The organism is Pseudomonas brassicacearum (assembly GCF_003732225.1).
GTDB lineage: Bacteria > Pseudomonadota > Gammaproteobacteria > Pseudomonadales > Pseudomonadaceae > Aquipseudomonas > Aquipseudomonas brassicacearum_E.
Genome location: NZ_MOBJ01000016.1, coordinates 18,180 through 40,045, shown reverse-complemented (window position 1 = coordinate 40,045; position 21,866 = coordinate 18,180). Strand labels below are relative to the sequence as shown.

Here is a 21,866-nt window from a genome sequence, read left to right as displayed (position 1 = left end):
CTTCCGGGCACTCAAGCGAGCAAGGGATCGCGATGACCATCCAGGCTTCTCACGACACAGCCACACCGACGTTGTCGGTCATGGACCCGCGTGGGTTGGCGATCCGCAGCGTGGGGTACTGCCGTCAGCGCGTCGAGCAAGCGATTGATACACGGATTACCCGGCAAATCTTTGATGCGGCCGGACGGTTGAGCGAGAGTTGGGACCCTCGACTGTGGGGTGTTGCGTCGAAGCCGAACCTGGCGACCGTCTATGACTTGACGGGCCAAAGCCTGCTGACCGATAGCGTCGACGGTGGTTGGCAGTTGGGTTTGCTGGATGAAACGGGTCAGTTGCTGTCGAGCTGGGACAGCCGCGGCAGCCAGCGCCACACCGATTACGACGGTTTACAGCGCCCGGTTGCGATCACGGAACAGGCCAGTGACGAACCTCCCCGAATAGTCGAACGCCTCAGTTATGGCGGTTCGGACGAAGGATTCGCTGAACACAATCAGTGCGGGCAAGTCATTCGCCACGACGACCCTGCCGGTACTCAAGTCTTCACTGAATACGGCCTCAATGGCCTGGCACTGAGCGAAAGCCGGCGCGTACTCGCTGACCTGGAAACACCCAATTGGCCGCTGACAGTCGACGCTCGGGACGCATTGCTGGAAGAAACCTCTTTCGTCACCACGCAAACCTGCAATCCCCTCGGTGAGCTTCAGACTCAGAGCGATGCGAAACGCAACGTCAGAACCTTCGCCCACACCGTCGCGGGCGAGCTCAAGGCGGTTTGGCTGAAACAGGCAGCGTCCAACGAACCGCAGCTGCTAGTCAGCCATATCCGCTACAACGCCTTCGGCCAGATCGACAGCGAAACCGCGGGCAATGGCGTGGTGACCAACATCGAGTACGCGGCCGACAATGGGCGGCTGATCAGGCTGGTGGCCGGTCTTGCACAGCAAAAGCCCTTGCAGGATCTGAACTATGCCTACGACCCGGTGGGCAACATCGTCGAGCTGGAAGACCAGGCGCAGACGGTCAGTCATTTCAATCATCAACGCATCGAGCCGATCAACCGCTACCGCTACGACAGCCTCTATCAACTGGTCGAAGCCAAGGGCTGGGAGGTCAGTAGCCCAAGCCATGGGCCGGCGCTGCCGGCGGTGTTGCCGACGCCGCTGGACCCCAACCAGCGGCGCACTTACACCCAGACGTTCGACTATGACCGGGCGGGCAACCTGATCACCCGCCATCACAGCGGCGCCCCGAGCTTTTCGATGTTCACCTCCAGCCGCAGTGATCGCAGCCTTGGCCAACGCGACGACGGCGGGTTGCCGGGGGAGGAGGAAATCGCCCAGAGCTTCGATGCCAACGGCAACCAGCAGGAACTGCAACGCGGCCAAACGATGAGCTGGGACACGCGCAATCAGCTGAGCCGGGTGACTTTGGTCAAGCGTGACGACGGACCGGATGATGACGAACATTACGTCTACGACCGCCCTGGCCATCGCTTGCGCAAGGTGCGTCTCACCCACACCGGCGCCCGAACCTTGCGGGCTGAAGTGCGTTATCTGCCGGGTCTGGATATCCACCGGGATGCCGATGGCGAAGAGCACCATGTCATCAGCGTGGACGCCGGACGCAGCAGCGTGCGGGTGCTGCATTGGCCGAGCTCCGCGCCCGAGGGTGTCGACAACGATCAACAGCGCTACAGCCTGAGTGATCATCTGGGCTCCAGTACTTTGGAGCTGGATGATCAGGCGGGTGTACTGACGCAGGAACACTATTACCCGTTCGGTGGCACGGCCTGTTGGGCGGGTAAAAGTGCAGTGGCGGCGAAGTACAAGACGATTCGATATTCGGGGAAAGAGCGGGATGCGACCGGGCTTTATTATTATGGGTATCGGTATTACGCGCCGTGGTTGCAGCGGTGGATATGTCCGGATCCAGCCGGTGATAGAGATGGGCTCAATCGTTATGAGATGGTAGGCAATAACCCGATAAACCTCATTGATCGATTCGGGCTGGAGGGGGAGCGAGCTCTCGGCACCCAAATGTTGGGGGGGATCATAATAATGATTCTGCTGGCCATGATCGGGGCTGGACTCGGTTGGCTAGCGGGTGACGCCGGGACGGGTGCTGCCATTGGTGCACTATTAGGGGGCGCTTTGTATGCAACCAGCCGATGGCATGACTATCAACAGTCACGACCGGAGTCTATTGCTGCAAAAACCGAAGAGGTGCAAAGGCAGTTTGGCGAAGCTGTAACGAACCTGGCTATTGGTCTTGCGACACAGGGTGGATTGACGCACAACGAAACCAGCAGACTTGTGACGTTCGCGTATGAACGACGTAATGCTCACGGAAGTGACGGTGTGGCCATCAATCTTTTCAACACTGCAGCAGGGCGTACTTATGGGTATGTAGGGCCAGCGGAAACAGGTAGGCAGGCGCAGCAAATCCTTCACTCCGACAAGAATCCGGTTCGTGCACTAAAACAACTGGGCCACAGCTCACTGCTGCTTCGAGACACGCCGCGCGAGCAATCGCCCACCACCACGGGAAGCACCAACGCTGGTCAATTTGAGGTGGGAGTTGCTACACGAGTCACGAGCAGGCGGGGAGGTGGCAGATCTTCACCGCCAGGTACGAGCTCGATCCAACCGCAAAGAATGGGGCCCGCATCGGCCGAAAACTGGGATATCGATACTCGAGAAGTGGACACGATTCTTGGCGATTTGGCTGACCCTCGCAGCAGGAGCATTTCCTTAGCGATTGGTCATGTGAATGAAGGCCGTACTGGAGCGGTCAATTGGCATCGGCATAGTGACGGTCTCTGGTCCGCGGACTTGCATGGATTTCCGGGAAATCGAGGACGGGGAGCCCACAGGCTTATGTTTGAGCACTTGGGGGGACCTCGCTACAAGGTCGTGGGGATACGCGACCCACATAGCCGTTGAATCACCGTCGTACCTGTTACTTCTTACAGTATCGGCCAGATGAAAAATCACCCATGCTTCCGGGCACTCAAGCGAGCAAGGGATCGCGATGACCATCCAGGCTTCTCACGACACAGCCACACCGACGTTGTCGGTCATGGACCCGCGTGGGTTGGCGATCCGCAGCGTGGGGTACTGCCGTCAGCGCGCCGGGCAAGCGATTGATACACGGATTACCCGGCAAATCTTTGATGCGGCCGGACGGTTGAGCGAGAGTTGGGACCCTCGACTGTGGGGTGTTGCGTCGAAGCCGAACCTGGCGACCGTCTATGACTTGACGGGCCAAAGCCTGCTGACCGACAGCGTCGACGGTGGTTGGCAGTTGGGTTTGCTGGATGAAACGGGTCAATTGCTGTCGAGTTGGGACAGCCGCGGCAGTCAGCGTCACACCGATTACGACGGTTTACAGCGTCCGGTTGCGATCGCGGAACAGGCCAGTGACGAACCTCCCCGGATAGTCGAACGGCTAAGCTATGGCGGTTCGGATGCAGGATTCGCCGAGCACAATCAGTGCGGGCAAGTCATTCGCCACGACGACCCTGCCGGTACTCAAGTCTTCACTGAATACGGTCTCAATGGCCTGGCACTGAGCGAAAGCCGGCGCGTGCTCGCTGACCTGGAAACACCCAATTGGCCGCTGACAGTCGACGCTCGGGACGCATTGCTGGAAGAAACCTCTTTCGTCTCGACGCAAACCTGCAATCCCCTCGGTGAGTTTCAGACTCAGACCGATGCCAAACGCAACGTCAGAACCTTCGCTCACACCGTCGCGGGCGAGCTCAAGGCGGTTTGGTTGAAACAGGCCGCGGCCAACGAACCGCAGCTGCTGGTCAGCCATATCCGCTACAACGCCTTCGGCCAGATCGACAGCGAAACCGCGGGCAATGGGGTGGTAACCAACGTCGAGTATGCGGCCGACAATGGGCGGCTGATCAGGCTGGTGGCCGGTCTTGCACAGCAAAAGCCCTTGCAGGATCTGAACTATGCCTACGACCCGGTGGGCAACATCGTCGAGCTGGAAGACCAGGCGCAGAGCGTCAGTCATTTCAATCATCAACGCATCGAGCCGATCAACCGCTACCGCTACGACAGCCTCTATCAACTGGTCGAAGCCAAGGGCTGGGAGGTCAGCAGCCCAAGCCATGGGCCGGCGCTGCCGGGGGTGTTGCCGACGCCGCTGGACCCCAACCAGCGGCGCACTTACACCCAGACGTTCGACTATGATCGGGCGGGCAACCTGATCACCCGCCACCACAGCGGTGCGGCGAGCTTCTCAATGTTCACCTCCAACCACAGTAATCGCAGCCTTGGCGAACGGGATGACGGCGGGTTGCCGGGGGAGGACGAAATCGCCCGTGGCTTCGATGCCAACGGCAATCAGCGCGAGCTGCAACGCGGACAAACCATGAGTTGGGACACGCGTAATCAACTGAGCCGGGTGGCTTTGGTCAAGCGTGACGACGGGCTCGATGATGACGAGTGTTACGTCTACGACCGTCCTGGGCATCGCTTGCGCAAGGTGCGTCTCACACACACCGGCGCCCGAACCTTGCGTTCCGAAGTGCGTTATCTGCCGGGTCTGGAAATCCACCGGGATGCCGATGGCGAAGAACACCATGTCATTAGCGTAGAAGCCGGCCGCAGCAGCGTGCGCGTTTTGCACTGGCCGACATCCGCGCCCGAGGGCATCGACAACGATCAGTTGCGCTACAGCCTGAGTGATCACCTGGGTTCCAGCACTCTGGAGCTGGATGATCAGGCCGGTGTGCTGACGCAGGAACAGTATTACTCGTTCGGCGGCACGGCGTGTTGGGCGGGTAAAAGTGCGGTAGTGGCGAAGTACAAAACGATTCGGTATTCGGGGAAAGAGCGGGATGCAACGGGGCTTTATTATTATGGGTATCGGTATTACTCGCCTTGGTTGCAGCGTTGGATTAATCCGGACCCCGCGGGGCCGGTAAATGGACTTAATTTCTTTTGCTTTGTTGCAAATAAACCTATCGATATAAAAGATGTAGATGGGCGGTTTTATCAGGGGCGGGATGATGAATCTGAGCGGAAAATAACTTCAAAGGGTGGAAAAATTATTGCGCGCGGGTTGGAACAATTTTCGCCCGAGTACAGTAATAGCATCATGTCGGGGCTGGTAGAAGTTGAGAGCGTGTACTCCGGTGCTCTCGCTGCGCTAAATATGCAGCTTTCAGGAAGCTCCAAGATTTTGCAAGATTATTTTGGTCCAAGGTATTCAATGATTACAGATAATCTTATGTACTTTTGGGGGCGAGGGGCGTCGCTGGCCAATGACTATCAAACGCCTTTAGGGCAATCTAAGTTTGTGGGTGCTGTTATGGAGTCTGAGTCTAGTGCACATGTTGATCCCGAAGATGTTCACGGTCGCGTGGTCCTTAATATGAAAAACATACAGTATCTTCCTATGGTCCATATTTTGGCTCATGAGCTCATGCATGTAAGTCAAGTCGATGAGGTGGGCAACTTTGTGCTGGGCGCGGTGGATTATTTTTATTTGAATGGCTCTGCGGCACCAGCTCCCGGGGTTAATGCGGTTCATCACGCTGATCCACATCAGCGTCTATCCGAAGTTATTATGCAAGGTGGATTAACTGTGGAGTATCTGAAAGGTTCTACCAGTCCGCCGGAATATTTTATTGCTGCTGTTGCCGAAGCTTCTGGGTTAATCGATATCCCTATAGAGCTTGATTTTGCGGTGGGCTATTTTAATGGCGATGATATGTTACGCGCCAGGGTGGGAGCCTCAAATCCTGACAATATTGCGTATGCAGCAAAAAGCATGAATGATTTATTGCGCTCCAAAAGTGAAGGTAGCCAACTTTTTCTAAGTCTTCTTAATGAGTGAGTTTTGTATGATGCAAGTAAAACTAATATAAATGGCCTTATAGGGGAGACTAATTACTCTCAGTCGCCCTGCATCCTCTGGGTCTTTGAGTTTTTCATCGGTAAGTCGACTTCAACGCTTATTCAACCCCCTTGCCAACCGATCCCCACCCAATTGAATCACCGCCACCAGCACCACCAACAACACAATCACCGTCAGCATGATCTGGCTATCGAACCGCTGGTACCCGTAGCGGTACGCAATATCGCCCAGCCCACCGGCACCAATTGCCCCGGCCATGGCCGACGAGTTGATCATCGTAACCAACGTGATGGTGAAACCACCGACGATTCCCGGCAGCGCCTCGGGCAACAACACATGCCAGACGATGTGCCAGCGCCGGCAACCCATGGCCTGGGCGGCTTCGATCAAGCCGTGGTCGACCTCGCGCAGGCTGACCTCGGCGATACGCGCAAAGAACGGCGTGGCGGCGATGGTCAGCGGCACCACGGCAGCCCAGACGCCGTAGGTGGTGCCGACGACCAAGCGGGTGAACGGAATCAGCGCGACCATCAGAATCAGAAACGGAATCGAGCGGAACAGGTTGACGAAGGCCCCCAGCGCACGGTTCAGCGCCGGTGCTTGGTAGATACCGCCCTTGGAACTGGTGACCAGAATCACCGCCAGCGGAATGCCCGCCAACAGCGCGATCAGCGATGACACGCCGACCATCAGAAAGGTGTCGATAGCGCCTTGCAGCAATCGATCAAACCACATAACCGAGCACCTCCACGTGTTGCGCCCAGTGACTGGCGCGCTGGCGCATTTCTTCGGCACCCAAGGACGAGCCGGTCACTGCCAACAACAATTGCCCGAGGGCGTGGCCCTGAATCCGTTCGACGCCGCCTTGCAGCAAGCGCACTCGCCCGCCGAGCATACTGAACAGCGCCGCCAGGTCCGGTTCATCATGGCTGCTGCCGGTGAACTGCAAGCGCAGCACTACCGCGGATTCCGCCGAGCGTGGTTGGGCCTGCAAACGGCGTTGCAGTTCTTCCGGCAAGCTATGTTGCAGAGGCGCCAGCAGGGTTTTGCTGACCTCGTGCTGCGGATTGCCAAACACTTCCCAGACCGGCCCTTGCTCAACAATTCGTCCATGTTCGAGCACCACTACCCGATCGCAGATATCGCGGATCACCGCCATTTCGTGGGTGATCAGAATGATCGTCAGCCCCAGGCGCTGATTGATCTCGCGCAGCAGGCCGAGGATCGACTGCGTGGTCTCCGGGTCGAGGGCCGAAGTGGCTTCGTCACAGAGCAGAATCGCCGGGTCGTGCACCAGCGCCCGGGCGATGCCGACGCGCTGTTTTTGCCCACCCGAGAGCTGGGCCGGGTAGGCCTTGTGTTTGCCTTGCAGGCCGACCAGCTCCAGCAGTTCACGAACCTTTTTTTCACGCTCGGCTTTCGGCACACCCGCGACCTTGAGCGGCAGTTCGACGTTCTGCCACACGGTTTTGGCCGACATCAGGTTGAAGTGCTGAAAGATCATGCCGATCCGCCGCCGCAGCGCCACCAGACGGTCCTCATCGAACTCGCCAATGTCCACCTGATCAATCAGCACCCGACCGGTGCTCGGTTGTTCGAGACGGTTGATGGTGCGGATCAGTGATGATTTGCCGGCACCGCTGCGGCCGATGATGCCGAACACTTCACCGTGCTGGATCGCCAGGTCGATGCCCTGCAGCGCAGCGACCGGGCCTTGTTGGCCGTTGTAGGTTTTGCCGAGGCCGATAAATCGTACGTGGGCGCGATTGAGCTCTGGATGCAGTTCAGTCTGTTCAGCGCTGCGAGACGGCGCAATTTCCAGTCGAAGCTGGGCGTTGGCGGCATTCATGGTCAGCCTTCCCAGCCAGCTTGATAGAGCTTGCCGTGAGCTTTATCCAAAGCGGCGCGAACCACCGGCGAATGCTGGTAGATGTCGACGAACTTGATCAGGCGCGGGTCGGTTTTGCTTTTCGGCTGGATCACGAACTGAATCACGTATTCCTTGTGATCGAGGCCGTCGAACAGCAGCGCCGAGCCGGCATCGAAGGTCTTGGCCAGACGAATGTAGGCCGGGTAGCCCTGCACCAGGTCGGCGTCCTCATAAGCGCGCACCAGTTGCACGGCTTCGACCTGAAGGATTTTCAGTTTTTTCGGATTGGCGACGATGTCGTCTTCGGTGGCCTTGTAACCGACTCCCGGTTTGAGGCTGATCAACCCGGCCTTGGCCAGCAGTTGCAGCCCACGACCGCTGTTGATCGGATCGTTGGCGATGGCCACGCTGGCTCCGATGGGAAGCTCGTCGAAGCTTTTGTATTTCTTCGAGTACAGGCCGACGTTGTTGATGATGCCCGGCGCGAACGGCACCAGATCAAAACCGGCGGCGGCCTTGGCGTTTTCGAGGAACGGGATGTGCTGGAAATAGTTCACGTCGATGTCGCCCGAGGCCAGGCTGACGTTCGGCGCGATCCAGTCGCTGAACTCCACCAGTTCGACCTTCAGGCCTTGTTTACCGGCTTCTTCGACCGCCGCTTCCAATGGGATAGCGAAGGCGGCGGTGGTGCCGATTTTCAGCGGTGCGTCGGTGGCGAAAGTCATGGAACTGAAGAGGCCGAGGGCCAGGGCCAGTGCTTTGACTGGGTGTTTTAAGAGCTTCTTGGTCATGATGGGTTTTCCAGTCAGTGCATGAAATGTGGGGTGTCTGGTCGGGCCTCATCGCGAGCAAGCTCGCTCCCACAGTGGATCTCCGGTGTTCACAAAACCCATGTGGGAGCGAGCTTGCTCGCGATGCTTTTAGCGTCGGAACGCCGAGCCGGTGTGTTGCTCGGGCAAATGCGCCTCTGCGTGAAACAGCTTTTCGCGCAAGGTGCCTTCGTCGTAAGCAGTCTTGTACGAGCCGCGTCGTTGCAACTCGGGGATCACCAGGTCGATGAAATCGACATAGCTTTCCGGGGTGACGATGCGGGTCAGGTTGAAGCCGTCCAGGCCGGTTTCAGCGATCCAGGATTCCAGCTCGTCGGCGACCTGTTCAGGCGAGCCGACTACGGTGATGTAGCGGCCGCCCAAGGCGTGTTGCTCAAGCAACTTGCGCCGGGTCCAGTCGTTGTTTTGCAGGTTCTTGGTAGCGGACTGGATGGCGTTGCTTTTCACGTACTGGATCGGCTCGTCGAGTTCGTACTCGGAAAAGTCGATCCCGGTCGACGCGGAAAAATGCGCCACCCCGGCCTCGGCGCTGGCGTAGCTCAGGTACTCGGCGTGCTTGGCCCAGGCAAGCGCCTCGGTTGCACCGACGATCACGTTCAGCCCCATGAAGACCTTGATGTCCTCGGGGTTACGCCCGGCAGCGGCGGCGCTGCCGTGGACCTTGTCCACCTGGACCTTGGTCGAGACCTTGTTCTGGCCGCTGATGAACACGCACTCGGCGTGTTGTCCGGCGAACACCAGACCACGCTCCGAACTGCCGGCTTGAAATAGCACCGGCGTGCGCTGTGGTGAAGGCTCGCAGAGGTGATAACCCTCGACCTGATAGAACTCGCCGTGGTGTTCGACCTTGTGGACTTTCGCAGGTGTCGCGTAGATCCGCTGCTCGCGGTCGTTGATCACCGCGTCGTTTTCCCAACTGCCTTCCCAGAGTTTGTACAGCACCTGGAGGTACTCATCGGCCTGGTCGTAACGTCGGTCGTGCTCGACTTGTTCGCTCAGGCCCATGGCCTTGGCGGCGCTGTCGAGGTAGCCGGTGACGATGTTCCAGCCGACCCGGCCACGGCTCAGGTGATCGAGGGTCGACATGCGACGGGCGAACAGGTAGGGCGGCTCATACGTCAGGTTGGCGGTCAGGCCGAAGCCGAGGTTGCGGGTCACGGCCGCCATGGCCGATACCAGCAGCAACGGGTCGTTGACCGGCAACTGGATCGACTCTTTGAGCGGTACGTCGACCGAGTGTTGGTACACGTCGTAAACCCCGACGATGTCGGCGATGAACAGCCCGTCGAACAGTCCGCGCTCCAGCAACTGCGCGAGCTCGGTCCAGTACTCGACAGTCTTGTACTGGGTCGAGTTGTCCCGTGGATGAGTCCACAGGCCGTGGTTGATGTGCCCGATGCAGTTCATGTTGAAGGCATTGAGCAGGATCTTTTTTCTCTTTGTCAGAGGCGAGGGCATCAAATAGTCCCCCGCAACGGCGGGTTTTCATTGTTGAGGTAGTAGTTGCCCACCGCGTGATACTTCCAGCGTACCGGGTCGTGCAGGGTGTGCACGCGGGCGTTGCGCCAGTGACGATCCAGGCCGTGCTCGGCCAGGGTGGCCTGGCTGCCGGAGAGTTCGAACAGTGTGCTGCCGGCCGCCAGGGATATTTCGGTGCTGATGGCGCGCACTTCGGCCACGGCAATCGAGGCCGCCGCGATGGTTTCGGCGTTGGTGTCGGCCTGGGCGCGGTCGAGAAACTCTCCTGCGCGTTCCAGCAGTGCTTCTGTCGCGTGAAGGCGAATGCTCAGGTGGCCGAAGCTTTTGATTGTCAGCGGGTCTTCGGTGGCTTTGTCGTTACCGGAATCGATCCACGGGCGGGTTTTGCTCCGCACAAAATGCAGCGCGTCTTCGTAGGCGGCGCGAGCGATGCCGGTGTCGATGGCCGCATGGAGAATCTGTGCCAGAGGGCCGACCGGGGTCGGACGTTCGAAGGCGCTTTGAAAGGGGATCACGTCATCAGCCGAAACGTAGACATCTTCAAACACTACCGAACCGCTGCCGGTGGTGCGCTGGCCGAAGCCGCTCCAGTCATCGATGACCGTCAAGCCCTGGCTGTCACGCGGGACGAAGGCCAGTTGCTGGACGCCGCGTTCATCGACCACCGTGGTCGGAATCCGTTGCGCGTAGATCGCCCCGGTGGAGTAGAACTTGCGGCCGTTGATGCGAAAACCGTCGCCATCTCTCGTCAGGCTGGTGACCCGGTCGTGAGCGGTTTTGGTACCGAGTTCGGCCAGCGCATTGCCGAAGCGCTGACCGGCGAGGACTTCGGCGTACAGGCGCTTTTGCTGCTCGGGCGTACCGTTCACCCGCAGCACTTCGAGGGCATAAAAGTGGTTCTGCGGAATTTGCCCCAGCGAACCGTCGGCCTGGGCGATCAGCGCGATGACCTTGGCCAGGGTGACGTTGGAAACCCCCGCACCGCCGAATTCCCTGGGCACGCTGATGCCCCACAGGCCGGAGCGCGAAAAGACTTCCAGTTCGGGGTAGGGCAGGCGTCGTTCACGGTCGCGCAGGGCGCTGTCGCGTTTGAAGTCTTCGGCCAGATCGCTGGCGACGACGAGGGCTTGTTCATCGCTGGTGATGACCGCGACGGGGTGAGAAAGAGTCATGTGTTTCTCCAGAGATCTGGTCAAAAGTGTTCTGGTCGTTCAGATCCAGGAATGCCGTGCAGGCAAGGTGCCGTTCAGGTGATAAGTGCCCACGGCGTGGTACTTCCAGCGCACCGGATCGTGAAGGGTGTGCACGCGTGCGTTGCGCCAGTGGCGATCGAAATTGAACTCGGCGAGGGTGGCGCGGCTGCCGGCCAGCTCGAAGAGTTTTTCGCTGGCCAGCAGCGAGATCTCGGTGGTCAGCACCTTGGCTTCGGCGACCGCAATCGAAGCGCGGGCGGCGGATTCGGCGGTGACCGGCGCGGCGCTGACTTGATCGAGCACTTTCCCGGCTTTGCGCAGCAGCGCTTCAGCGGCGTGCAGTTCGATTTTCAGTTTGCCGATGTCGGCAATCACGTAGAGGTCATCGCTGGCGCGTTCGACCTTGGCATCGATCCACGGCCGAGCCCGTTCGCGAACGAAGCTGATGGCGTCGTCGATGGCGCCGCGTGCAATACCGGCGTCGATGGCGGCTTGAATCAGCTGTGACACGGCGCCCTGGATGTTCGGGCTGTCGTTGATTCGCCAGTTGTCCACCACCAGATCAGCATCGACCCGTACGTTGTTCAGCAGCACGGTGCCGCTGGCCGTGGTGCGCTGGCCGAAACCCGACCAGTCGTCGACGATGCGCAGCCCCGGGGTGCCGCGACGGACGAAGGCGATGACTTGCTTGCCGTCGTCATTGAGTGCCTTTACCGCGACCCAGTGAGCGAACAGTGCGCCCGTGGAGTAAAACTTCTGGCCGCTGATGACGTAACCATCACCGTCGGCGGTGATTCGGGCTTTGAGTTCCAGGGTATTTTTGGTGCCGCGTTCAGGCCCCGCATTGCCGATTCGCCAGCCGTCTAGCACGCTCTGAAACAGCTGCTTTTTCTGCCGCTCGTTGGCGGTGTGCTGGAGCAGATTGAGAATCCCGAAGTGGTTCTGCGGGATTTGTCCCAGTGCCGGGTCTGCCGCGGAAATGATCGCGAAGACTTCGGCGAGGGTGACGAATGAAACGTCGGGGCCGCCGAACGCCTTGCCAATGGCAATACTGCCCAGGCCACTGCGAGTGAATTGTTCGATTTCCGCCCAGGGCAACTTGCGCTGTTGATCGCGTCGCGCGGCTTGCAGGCGGGCGACCTGAGCGAGTTCGTGGGCTGCTTCGAGGGCTTGCGCGTCGTCGCGCAAAACCTGCGCGGGCAACAACAGCGGGGGAATGTCCAGATCACTCTGAACGTTTGCATCTGCCAGATTAGACATCAGCGCCGCTCCCTGGCTGCACGCAATGCCCTGGCGATTTGCACCGGGGTGATTTTGTTCCTGACCATACCTACCTCACATCTCATGGATAAGCCGCAGCGTGCGGCGAAATCAAAATCAAGAATGTCCGGTGGTCCGGTGCATATACCCTAAGCGCGTATAAAAAATAAATAAACTAACTTTTAGGAATATGTATAGAAGGGTGTCGACAGGCCCTGCGGTCTTTAGCATGTGACCCCGAAAGGGCGGTGTAAACGCAACCTTGTAGCAGCTGCCGCAGGCTGCGTTCGGCTGCGCAGCAGTCGTGAATCCTGAAATCGCGATTAATCTGAATAAACGTTGCGTCCAATTTTGCGACTGCTGCGCAGCCGAACGCAGGCTTCGCCAGCTGCTACAGGGATCTCATCGGTCGCGGGGTTCAGGGGCCTTCAGCACTTCCTGGCCGGTACTTTCAGATAAGGATTGGCGCAGCCGACTTTCAAGGTGCGCGCCGGCGCCCAGCGCGAGTTGTTACCTACGCGATCAAGAATGCAGTAGGTGACTTCCAGTCGATGGTCTTCACCTGCCTCAAGAATCACTGCAGGTGGCACCCAGACGTTGATCGATTGGCCGACTTCGCTCGGTTTGATCTTGGGCAGGTCCATGCGCACATCGCCCCAGCGCAGGGTGATTTCATCGTCAGCCGCCATGTTCAGGTAGGGCTCGATGGTCAACGGCACACCGCGTTTGATCTGGTTCGGGTTGACCCCGTGTCGACGGATCATCTCGGGAATACCCAAGGGCTCCAGGCGCTGGTTTTCATCCGCGCACAGGGTGTGGGGCTGACCGCCCGGGCAGTCGAGTTTGACCTGAACCCGTTTCGCCGCGGACAGCGCCGGGCCTTGCCCGACTTGCATGAGCCGGTAGTGGATGCGCGAGCTGCCATTGCGGATAAAACTCTCCGGCACTCGCAGGCTGAGTGGCTGACCGACGTCCGTGGTGTTGAGCACCCTGGAGGCCACATAGCAGTTGTCCCAGAACAGTTCGATCAGATCACCTTCGTCCATGCCGGAGTAGGGCGGTATCTCGATCAACAGGTGAGCAGCGGAAGTGATGTTGATGGCAGATCTGACCGATTGCGCAAGGCCAGGCGCCGCCAATTCAACTTTGTTCGACAGACAGGTCATGAGTGTTCTCCTTGAAACATCGCAGCGAAATCCATTTCGGAAGTGTCGAAGGCGTAGTGTAGTAGCAGTTCAGGTTGTTCAATGTTTGGTGGTGAATTTTTAAATAGGTTCAGGTGCTGTGAAGTACCGGTAGATGCCTAGATAAGTGAGGGAGCTATAGGGTGTCAATAGACGTAAGTTGAGAACTTTGGAATGCCGGGCTATTCAGATCTTTCCTACTCGCAATAATAGATTGGTGGACATGCTGTCCGGCTTTTTCTTATATGCTGTCGATTTGTGAGCCAGTGTTTCCGGCGCTTCAAGGCTTTGGCTCGAGCTGAGTGTGCTTGAGGCTACGCGATAGTAGCTTGTTGCAGGAGGTATCTATATACCGCTTTTAACAGAAAGGATTAAGTAACTCTGAACGTTGGCGGGAGGCGGGGGTAATGTCGGTTAAGTAGTGCGGTAAGTGTCACTTCCGTCCGTGGAAGTTGACAGCGGTTAATACGGTTCTGGTGGTGTGCAGAACCTTCAGGAGTTGAGAAACTTGCTGAGAAATTGCCGGGTTCGTTCTTCTTTTGGGTTGGCGAACAACGCCTTCGCTTCACCCTGTTCGACAATGACGCCCTTGTCGAAAAACACTACCCGGTTCGCCACATCACGGGCGAAGCCCATTTCGTGGGTGACGATGACCATGGTGCGCTTTTCTTCGGCCAGACCGCGAATGGTCGCCAGCACTTCGCCAACCAGTTCCGGATCGAGGGCCGAGGTTGGCTCATCGAAGAGAATGACTTCCGGCTCCATGGCCAGCGCCCGGGCGATCGCCACACGCTGTTGCTGCCCACCGGAAAGCCTGCGCGGGTAAGCGTCTTCCTTGCCCGCCAGACCGACTTTGGCCAGCAGTTTTCGACCCAGCGCCAGTGCTTGATCCCTTGGGATTTTCTTCACCACCAAAGGGCCTTCGATGACGTTTTCGAGTGCCGTGCGATGGGGGAACAGGTTGAAGTTCTGAAATACGAAACCGACGTGCTGACGCAAACGGCGCACCAGGCTCTGCTGCTGGTTCAACGGGCGGCTGCCATCGATTTCGATGTCACCGACCTTGATCCGGCCGCTGGTGGGTTCTTCGAGAAAGTTCAGGCAACGCAGGAAGGTGGTCTTGCCCGAGCCGCTGGGGCCGATGATCGCCACCACCTCGCCTTCTTCAACCTTGAGATCGATGCCATTGAGCACCACTTGACCCTTGAACTGCTTTGTCAGTTTTTCCACGACAATCATGGGGTCAGGACTCCTGGTCGTGCCGATTGACCCGCTCTTCCAACTGGTTTTGCAGGTGCGAAAGCACCGTTGCAAGAATCCAGTAGATCAGTGCGGCGGCAAGATACATGGTGAAAATTTCGAAGGTACGGGCGGTGATCAGCTGTGCCTGACGGAACAGTTCCGGCACCTGAATGGTCGCCGCCAGTGCAGTGTCCTTGACCAGCGAAATGAAGCTGTTGCCCAGTGGTGGCAGCGCCGTTCGCGCAGCCTGCGGCAGGATGGCCCGGCGCAGGGTTTGCGCGCGGGTCATGCCGATACTGGCAGCGGCTTCCCACTGGCCACGTTCGATGGAGCTGATCGCGGCACGGAGGATTTCGCAGGCGTAGGCGGCCATGTTCAGCGAGAAGCCGATCAAGGCTGCCGGTAGCGGATCAAGTTCGATGCCCAATTGCGGCAAGCCGTAATAGATCACGAACAGTTGCACCAGCAACGGCGTGCCGCGAAAGAACGACACGTAGACGCGGGCGATCCAGCTCACCAGCTTGAAGCGCGAGAGGCGCATCAGCGCCAGGCCGAAACCCATCACCAGGCCGAAGAACATCCCGCCCAGGCTGAGGATCACTGTGTAGTACGCGCCCTTGAGCAGAAAGGGCGCGGAATCCAGTGCGAGTTGGAAAGCTTCTTCCATTATTGAGTGACGTCAGCGCTGAAGTATTTTTCCGAAAGCTTTTTCAGCGTACCGTCGGCACGCAGCTTGTCGATGGCCTTGTTCACTGCAGCCAGCAGTTCAGGCTCGCCTTTGCGCAGGGCAATGCCGGCTTCCTGACGGGAGAACGCTTCGCCGGCGGCGGCAGTGTCCTTGGCCTTTTTGGCGTATTCCAGCGCGGCGAGGCGGTCGATCAGAATGGCGTCGATACGGCCGACACGCAGGTCCTGGAACTTGGTCGGATCATCGTCATAGGTCTTGATGATGGCTTTTGGAACGTTGTCCTTGACCCATTGCTCGTAATTGGTGCCCAAGCCTACGCCGACTTTCTTGCCGGCCAGGTCGGCGGCGGTCTTGATAGTGTCTTTGTTTTTGGTCAGGGTCAGCGCCTGAATTCCGGAAACGGTATACGGCTCAGAGAAGTCATACTTTTTCTTGCGCTCTTCGGAGATGGTCACCTGGTTGATCACCGCGTCCAGACGCTTGGATTCCAGCGCCGCGAGAATGCCGTCCCATTTGGTCGGTTGCAGTTTGACCTTCACACCCAGCTCTTTGGCCAGGGCTTCGGAGAACTCCACTTCGAAGCCGGCCAGTTTGCCGTCGGCATCGACGAAACTGAACGGTGGGTAAGTGCCTTCCAGACCGACGTTGATCACGCCGGCCCCCTTGATTTTTTGCAACTGCTCACCGGCCACCGCTTGCCCCAACAGGCCAGCACCGAGTACCAGGCCCAGCGAGCCCACCAGCAGATTTCGACGGAATGCGGAAAAATTCATGACAAGCCCCTGTGTTTTTTTATGAAGACGTTTTTTGGAGAAGCAGGCAAAACCGGGAATTGAACGGCTGCAACATCGTGCCCTAAAAGCAGCGTATGCGTCTCGCAGCAATTGCGCCTGCGGCGGGACTATATGACGAGGCTTTTAGATATTAAAAATAATATAAATTCAGTTTGTTATTCGATTTTGGAATATGTGACGCTTTCGGTAAAGATCGCAGCCTTCGGCAGCTCCTACGCACGGACACCTGCCGGAGGCTGCGATCTTTTGATCCACTTACAGAAAGTTGTTATAGGCAAACAACGCCGGTGCACCGCCGGTGTGCAGGAAGATGATCGGGCCGTCATTGAAGCGCTGCCGGCCGATACCATCGAGCAGACCGGCCATGGCCTTGCCAGTGTAGACCGGGTCGAGCAACAGCCCTTCCTGGCTGGCCAGCAACTTGACTGCCGCCAGGGTGCCGGCATTTGGCTCACCGTAACGCGGGGCGAAATACTCGTCCCACAATTCAACCTTGAAACTCTTCGGCAGGCTTACGCCCAGCAGTTCCGCGGTGCGCTCCGCCAGACCCTGGACCTTCGGTCGCTGGTCTTCGTCGCTGCGCGAAACAGTGACACCGATCACCGGCAAGTTCGGCAGTACTTCGCTCAATGCCAACGCCAGACCGCTGTGAGTCCCGGCGCTGCCCGAAGCCAACACCACCGCGGCGAACTCCAGTCCGCTGTCTTCGATCTGCCCGGCCAGCTCCAGCCCCGCCCGTACATAACCCAACGCGCCCAAGGCGTTGGAGCCGCCAATCGGTACCAGATAAGGTTTTTTGCCGTTACTGCGCAGACGCTCGGCCAGTGCCTGCAACTGTAGGTCGGCGTTATCGAGGTTCTCTACCAGCTCGACCTTGGCATCGAACAAGTCCAGCAGCAGGCGATTGCCGTTGCCCAGGTAATTACTGTCATCAGTGCCGATCGGATTCTCCAGCAGGGCAATGCAACCCAGGCCCAGTTTGGCGGCCAGGGCTGCTGTCTGGCGCACGTGGTTGGACTGGATTGCACCTGCGGTGATTAGCGTGTCGGCGCCTTGCGCAAGTGCGTCGGCGGCGAGGTATTCGAGTTTGCGCAGCTTGTTGCCGCCCATGGCCAACGGTGTCAGGTCGTCACGTTTGACGTAGACATCGCGCTCTAGCCAGGCTGACAAGCGTTCGAGCTTTTCCAAAGGGGTGGCGTTGGCCAGAAGGTCCAGACGACTGAAGCGAGCAAGCTGTTGTTTGATCATGGGGCCGCACGGGTCGAAGAATGTCACTGGACTATAGGCAGGCCGATTTACTCGGGCAACCATCAACATCACTTATGCCAAAAAGTGCTGAGAACAGCACAATTAGTTCTTAATTCCGTTTTGAACGCATACCGTAAAGTGAATGCCGTTTAGGCGGCCCGACCGTCCGGCCGCAGCACGTGAGGAGTTTTACCGTGAGCCAGCGTTCCAGCCATTGGCAATTACAGACCATCGTCAGCCAACTGCGCACCGCCCGCGACCAGTGGCGTGCACAGAACGGTCGTATCAGCGGCGAGCAGGGCGGGCGTGAGCTGCCATCGCGCGCGGCGATGGCCGATATTCTCGAAGCGCTCTGTGGTGCGTTGTTCCCGATGCGCCTGGGCCCGGTGGACTTGCGTGAAGAGAGCGAAGACTTCTACGTCGGGCATACGCTGGATGTGGCGCTGAACGCATTGCTGGCTCAGGCGCGTCTGGAACTGCGCTATGTCGCGCGGCAAAGCGCCCAGGTCGATACCGAAGTCGAGGCGCGGGCGATCAGCCTGATCCAGGATTTCGCCCTGGCCTTGCCGGGCCTGCGCAGCCTGCTGGATTCCGATGTGCTGGCGGCGTATCACGGCGATCCGGCAGCCCGTAGCGTCGATGAAGTGCTGCTGTGCTATCCAGGGATTCTGGCGGTGATTCACCATCGTCTGGCCCACCATTTGTACCGCGCCGGGCTGCCATTGTTGGCGCGAATCAGTGCGGAAATCGCCCACTCGGCGACCGGTATCGACATTCACCCGGGCGCGCAGATCGGCCGTAGCTTCTTCATCGACCACGGGACAGGCGTGGTCATCGGCGAGACCGCGATCATCGGCGAGCGGGTGCGCATCTACCAGGCAGTGACCCTCGGCGCCAAACGCTTCCCGGCCGATGAAGACGGCCAGTTGCAGAAGGGCCATCCGCGTCATCCGATCGTTGAAGACGATGTGGTGATTTATGCCGGCGCGACCATTCTGGGACGGATCACCATCGGCAAGGGTTCGACCATCGGCGGCAACGTCTGGCTGACCCGCAGCGTGCCGGCCGGCTGCAACCTGACCCAGGCCAATCTGCAGCATGATGACGGGACGCAGAAGTAAGCCCGAGCCTTTCACTGCCTGACCGGCCGTCATCGCGAGCAAGCTCGCTCCCACAGTGGTTCATGTCGTTCACAACGTTGTGGGCTGACAAAGATTCAATGTGGGAGCGAGCTTGCTCGCGATTGATTTCAAGCCGGATCGAGATAATGGCATTCAGCCAATTTCCCACTGAACGAATTCCCCATACCCCGCGTCATACCTACCCCTGAGCCAGCGTACAAAACGCACCGCCGAGCCTTGCGATTAGTCCTCACAGCCTATCCATGTTTAACTTGAACGTTCATTCAAGTTAAACCGGTGGTTCGCTGCCCGCTCACAACAGGAGGCTAGCCTTTGCTGAGTCCGTTTTTTACAGCCACGTTTTACCCCCTCGAGGTGCACGCTTCATGAGTGCATCATTCACCCCTCCAAGCGGTCAGATCCGCATGAATCCGCCGGTGTTCTACTTCGCGGCGACCTTCATTTTACTGTTCGGCCTGGTGGTCATCGCCTTCCCGCAACAGTCCGGCGCCTGGCTTCTGGCGGCGCAAAACTGGGCGGCCAATACGGTCGGCTGGTACTACATGTTGGCGATGACCCTGTATCTGGTCTTCGTGGTGGTCACCGCCTTGTCTGGCTACGGCAAGATCAAGCTCGGTGCCGACCACGACGAGCCCGAATTCAGTTATCTGTCCTGGGCCGGCATGCTGTTCGCCGCCGGGATCAGCATCACGCTGTTTTTCTTCTGTGTGTCCGAACCCCTGACTCACCTGTTGCAACCGCCTCAGGGCGAGGCCGGCACGGCCGATGCGGCACGTCAGGCGATGCAGATACTGTTTCTGCATTGGGGCCTGCACGGCTGGGGTGTGTTCGCTTTTGTCGGCATGGCGCTGGCCTACTTCGCCTACCGGCATAACCTGCCGCTGGCCCTGCGTTCGGCGCTTTATCCGCTGATCGGCAAACGCATCAACGGCCCGATCGGTTACGCGGTGGATGGCTTCGGTATCATCGCCACGGTGTTCGGTCTGGGCGCCGACATGGGCTTCGGCGTGTTGCACCTCAACGCGGGCCTCGACTACTTGTTCGGCATCGCCCATACCCAGTGGATTCAGGTCGGCCTGATCACGCTGATGATGGGCGCGGCGATCATCGTTGCCGTTGCCGGCGTCGATAAAGGCGTGCGGGTGATGTCCGACATCAACATGCTGCTGGCCTGTGCACTGTTGCTGTTTGTGCTGTTCGCCGGCCCTACCCAGCACTTGCTCAATACCCTGATCCAGAACCTTGGCGATTACCTCGGCGCCTTGCCGATGAAGAGTTTCGACCTTTACGCCTACGATAAACCCAGCGACTGGCTGGGCGGCTGGACGGTGTTCTATTGGGCGTGGTGGATCGCATGGTCGCCGTTCGTGGGCCTGTTCATCGCGCGGATTTCCCGTGGCCGGACCATCCGCGAATTCGTCTTCGGCGTGCTGTTGATTCCGCTCGGTTTCACCCTGGCGTGGATGTCGATCTTCGGTAACAGCGCCATCGACCAGGTACTCAACCACGGCATGAGTGCCCTTGGCCTGTCGGCCATCGAAAACCCGTCGATGACCCTCTACCTGCTGCTGGAAACCTACCCCTGGAGCAAGACGGTGATCGCCGTCACGGTGTTCATCAGCTTCGTGTTCTTCGTCACCTCGGCCGACTCCGGCACCGTGGTGCTCTCGACGCTGTCGGCCAAGGGCGGCAGCGCCGATGAAGACGGGCCGAAATGGCTGCGGGTGTTCTGGGGCGCGATGACGGCACTGGTGACCAGTGCGCTGTTGTTCGCCGGCAGCATTGATTCATTGAAGTCAGCGGTGGTACTGACCTCGTTGCCGTTTTCGCTGATTTTGCTGCTGATGATGTGGGGGCTGCACAAGGCGTTTTACCTCGAGTCGCAGAAGCAGATCGCTCAGTTGCATTCGCTGGCGCCGGTTTCGGCATCACGACGTGGCAAGGGTGGCTGGCGTCAGCGCTTGAGTCAGGCCGTGCACTTTCCGTCGCGTGACGAGGTGTACCGTTTCCTCGACACGACGGTGCGTCCGGCGATTGAAGAAGTGACGGCGGTGTTCGCTGAAAAGGGTTTGAACGTGGTCACCCAACCGGACCCGGCCAACGACAGCGTCAGCCTGGAAATCGGTCACGGCGATCAGCATCCGTTCATCTACCAGGCACAAATGCGCGGTTACTTCACGCCGTCTTTCGCCCGTGGCGGGATGGGCTCCAAAGAGCTCAACAACCGTCGCTACTACCGGGCTGAAGTGCACCTGAGCGAAGGCAGTCAGGATTACGATCTGGTGGGCTACACCAAGGAGCAAATCATCAACGACATCCTCGATCAGTACGAGCGGCACATGCAGTTCCTGCATCTGGTGCGCTGACCGAGGCCGGTGGCGCTCAAGCGTTGTTCAGGGCCATGAACAGCACCAGAGCGGCCACCGGCACACCGAAGACCATGAAGCCCACCATCAATTCAGAGGTCAGCGGTTGCCCGGCGGTGATCATGCCGACGGCGCCGTTGATCACCGTCAGCGCCAGCCACAGGACTACAAAGCTGTAGGTCAGGGTCTGACGACTGAAGCCGAGCTTCTGACCGATGAACAGCATCAGCGCCAACAGGACCAGGCCGAAGGTGATGATGATTGTGGTGTGCATGTGGGTGTGCTCCTGAACCGGTGTTCGTCCTATCGAGCATAGGCGCCGTTCGCAAGAATGGCGCTTAAACCAACCCACCGTTGGTGCGCAGGATTTGCCCATTGACCCAGGCGGCAGCCGGGCTGACCAGAAAGGAAATGACCTGGGCGATGTCTTCTGGCTGACCGAGGCGTTCCAGCGGCGGCATCTTGGCGAAGGTCTGGATCTGCTCTTCGCTTTTGCCATGCAGGAACAGTTCAGTGGCGACCGGCCCCGGGGCCACCGCGTTGACCGTGATGTGGCGGCCGCGCAGTTCCTTGGCGAACACCTGGGTAAGGGATTCCACCGCCGCTTTGCTGGCGATGTACACCGCGTAACCGGGCAGGTTAGCCGCTGGTCTGGCAATAAAAGCCGTTTCGTTCTGATGGACTAATATTTAT

15 protein-coding genes and 2 pseudogenes are annotated in these 21,866 nt (G+C 58.8%); 4 read left to right on the top strand and 13 right to left on the bottom strand.

Translation table 11 applies throughout. The features are described from left to right. The first annotated feature begins 32 nt into the window (after nt 1-32). Nucleotides 33-2,942, top strand: coding sequence for an RHS repeat domain-containing protein (locus tag BK659_RS22680; RefSeq protein WP_123427257.1), 2,910 nt, complete (start codon nt 33-35; stop codon nt 2,940-2,942). An 88-nt stretch (nt 2,943-3,030) separates the two neighbouring features. Next, nucleotides 3,031-5,856, top strand: coding sequence for an RHS repeat domain-containing protein (locus BK659_RS22675; protein WP_123427256.1), 2,826 nt, complete (start codon nt 3,031-3,033; stop codon nt 5,854-5,856). Nucleotides 5,857-5,967: 111 nt separating this feature from the next. Here the strand turns inward: BK659_RS22675 and BK659_RS22670 are convergent, their stop codons facing one another. From BK659_RS22670 to BK659_RS22620, 11 genes and pseudogenes are all read right to left on the bottom strand, one after another. After that, the gene (locus BK659_RS22670) at nt 5,968-6,612 is read right to left on the bottom strand and encodes a methionine ABC transporter permease (protein ID WP_123427253.1); all 645 of its coding nucleotides are present in this window, start codon (nt 6,610-6,612) and stop codon (nt 5,968-5,970) included. Next, nucleotides 6,602-7,726, bottom strand: coding sequence for a methionine ABC transporter ATP-binding protein (locus tag BK659_RS22665; protein WP_123427252.1), 1,125 nt, complete (start codon nt 7,724-7,726; stop codon nt 6,602-6,604). Before BK659_RS22665 ends, BK659_RS22670 begins: the two co-directional genes overlap by 11 nt. Nucleotides 7,727-7,728: 2 nt before the next feature. Then, entirely contained in the window at nt 7,729-8,538 is an 810-nt protein-coding gene (locus BK659_RS22660) for a MetQ/NlpA family ABC transporter substrate-binding protein (protein ID WP_123427250.1), read from the bottom strand. Nucleotides 8,539-8,667: 129 nt separating this feature from the next. After that, entirely contained in the window at nt 8,668-10,035 is a 1,368-nt protein-coding gene (locus BK659_RS22655) for an LLM class flavin-dependent oxidoreductase (protein WP_123427248.1), read from the bottom strand. Then, entirely contained in the window at nt 10,035-11,228 is a 1,194-nt protein-coding gene (locus BK659_RS22650) for an SfnB family sulfur acquisition oxidoreductase (protein WP_123427246.1), read from the bottom strand. Before BK659_RS22650 ends, BK659_RS22655 begins: the two co-directional genes overlap by 1 nt. A gap of 39 nt (nt 11,229-11,267) precedes the next feature. Further along, complete coding sequence (locus tag BK659_RS22645; protein ID WP_123427244.1) at nt 11,268-12,509, bottom strand: SfnB family sulfur acquisition oxidoreductase; 1,242 nt, start codon at nt 12,507-12,509, stop codon at nt 11,268-11,270. Nucleotides 12,510-12,911: 402 nt separating this feature from the next. After that, nucleotides 12,912-13,675, bottom strand: a pseudogene (locus BK659_RS22640) (hypothetical protein). Between the two features lie 510 nt (nt 13,676-14,185). Further along, nucleotides 14,186-14,932: an L-cystine ABC transporter ATP-binding protein TcyN gene (gene tcyN / locus BK659_RS22635; protein ID WP_123427240.1), complete on the bottom strand. Its 747-nt coding sequence runs from the start codon at nt 14,930-14,932 to the stop codon at nt 14,186-14,188. Nucleotides 14,933-14,936: 4 nt separating this feature from the next. After that, nucleotides 14,937-15,602: a cystine ABC transporter permease gene (tcyL, locus tag BK659_RS22630; RefSeq protein WP_123427238.1), complete on the bottom strand. Its 666-nt coding sequence runs from the start codon at nt 15,600-15,602 to the stop codon at nt 14,937-14,939. Next, nucleotides 15,602-16,396 carry a cystine ABC transporter substrate-binding protein gene (gene tcyJ / locus BK659_RS22625; protein ID WP_123427236.1) on the bottom strand — a complete coding sequence of 265 codons (795 nt, stop codon included), beginning with the start codon at nt 16,394-16,396 and terminating at the stop codon, nt 15,602-15,604. Before tcyJ ends, tcyL begins: the two co-directional genes overlap by 1 nt. A 276-nt stretch (nt 16,397-16,672) precedes the next feature. After that, nucleotides 16,673-17,665 (bottom strand): D-cysteine desulfhydrase, encoded by a 993-nt coding sequence (locus BK659_RS22620; RefSeq protein WP_123427234.1) that lies wholly within the window; start codon nt 17,663-17,665, stop codon nt 16,673-16,675. Nucleotides 17,666-17,859: 194 nt separating this feature from the next. On the opposite strand from BK659_RS22620, the gene epsC reads away from it, so the two are divergent. Further along, nucleotides 17,860-18,786: a serine O-acetyltransferase EpsC gene (gene epsC, locus BK659_RS22615; protein ID WP_123427232.1), complete on the top strand. Its 927-nt coding sequence runs from the start codon at nt 17,860-17,862 to the stop codon at nt 18,784-18,786. 425 nt (nt 18,787-19,211) lie between these two features. Further along, entirely contained in the window at nt 19,212-21,173 is a 1,962-nt protein-coding gene (gene betT, locus BK659_RS22610) for a choline transporter BetT (protein WP_185015450.1), read from the top strand. 16 nt (nt 21,174-21,189) lie between these two features. Here the strand turns inward: betT and BK659_RS22605 are convergent, their stop codons facing one another. Together BK659_RS22605 and BK659_RS22600 are read right to left on the bottom strand one after the other, a co-directional pair. Continuing rightward, complete coding sequence (locus BK659_RS22605) at nt 21,190-21,447, bottom strand: hypothetical protein (RefSeq protein ID WP_123427228.1); 258 nt, start codon at nt 21,445-21,447, stop codon at nt 21,190-21,192. 64 nt (nt 21,448-21,511) lie between these two features. Beyond that, a pseudogene (locus tag BK659_RS22600) lies at nt 21,512-21,814 on the bottom strand (SDR family oxidoreductase); the annotation flags it as partial. Between the last annotated feature and the right edge of the window lie 52 nt (nt 21,815-21,866).

Coding starts and splice junctions, on each gene's coding strand:
- BK659_RS22680 (WP_123427257.1), top strand. CDS start 33: ATGACCATCCAGGCTTCTCACGACACAGCCACACCGACGTTGTCGGTC.
- BK659_RS22675 (WP_123427256.1), top strand. CDS start 3,031: ATGACCATCCAGGCTTCTCACGACACAGCCACACCGACGTTGTCGGTC.
- BK659_RS22670 (WP_123427253.1), bottom strand. CDS start 6,612: ATGTGGTTTGATCGATTGCTGCAAGGCGCTATCGACACCTTTCTGATG.
- BK659_RS22665 (WP_123427252.1), bottom strand. CDS start 7,726: ATGAATGCCGCCAACGCCCAGCTTCGACTGGAAATTGCGCCGTCTCGC.
- BK659_RS22660 (WP_123427250.1), bottom strand. CDS start 8,538: ATGACCAAGAAGCTCTTAAAACACCCAGTCAAAGCACTGGCCCTGGCC.
- BK659_RS22655 (WP_123427248.1), bottom strand. CDS start 10,035: ATGCCCTCGCCTCTGACAAAGAGAAAAAAGATCCTGCTCAATGCCTTC.
- BK659_RS22650 (WP_123427246.1), bottom strand. CDS start 11,228: ATGACTCTTTCTCACCCCGTCGCGGTCATCACCAGCGATGAACAAGCC.
- BK659_RS22645 (WP_123427244.1), bottom strand. CDS start 12,509: ATGTCTAATCTGGCAGATGCAAACGTTCAGAGTGATCTGGACATTCCC.
- tcyN (WP_123427240.1), bottom strand. CDS start 14,932: ATGATTGTCGTGGAAAAACTGACAAAGCAGTTCAAGGGTCAAGTGGTG.
- tcyL (WP_123427238.1), bottom strand. CDS start 15,602: ATGGAAGAAGCTTTCCAACTCGCACTGGATTCCGCGCCCTTTCTGCTC.
- tcyJ (WP_123427236.1), bottom strand. CDS start 16,396: ATGAATTTTTCCGCATTCCGTCGAAATCTGCTGGTGGGCTCGCTGGGC.
- BK659_RS22620 (WP_123427234.1), bottom strand. CDS start 17,665: ATGATCAAACAACAGCTTGCTCGCTTCAGTCGTCTGGACCTTCTGGCC.
- betT (WP_185015450.1), top strand. CDS start 19,212: ATGAATCCGCCGGTGTTCTACTTCGCGGCGACCTTCATTTTACTGTTC.
- BK659_RS22605 (WP_123427228.1), bottom strand. CDS start 21,447: ATGCACACCACAATCATCATCACCTTCGGCCTGGTCCTGTTGGCGCTG.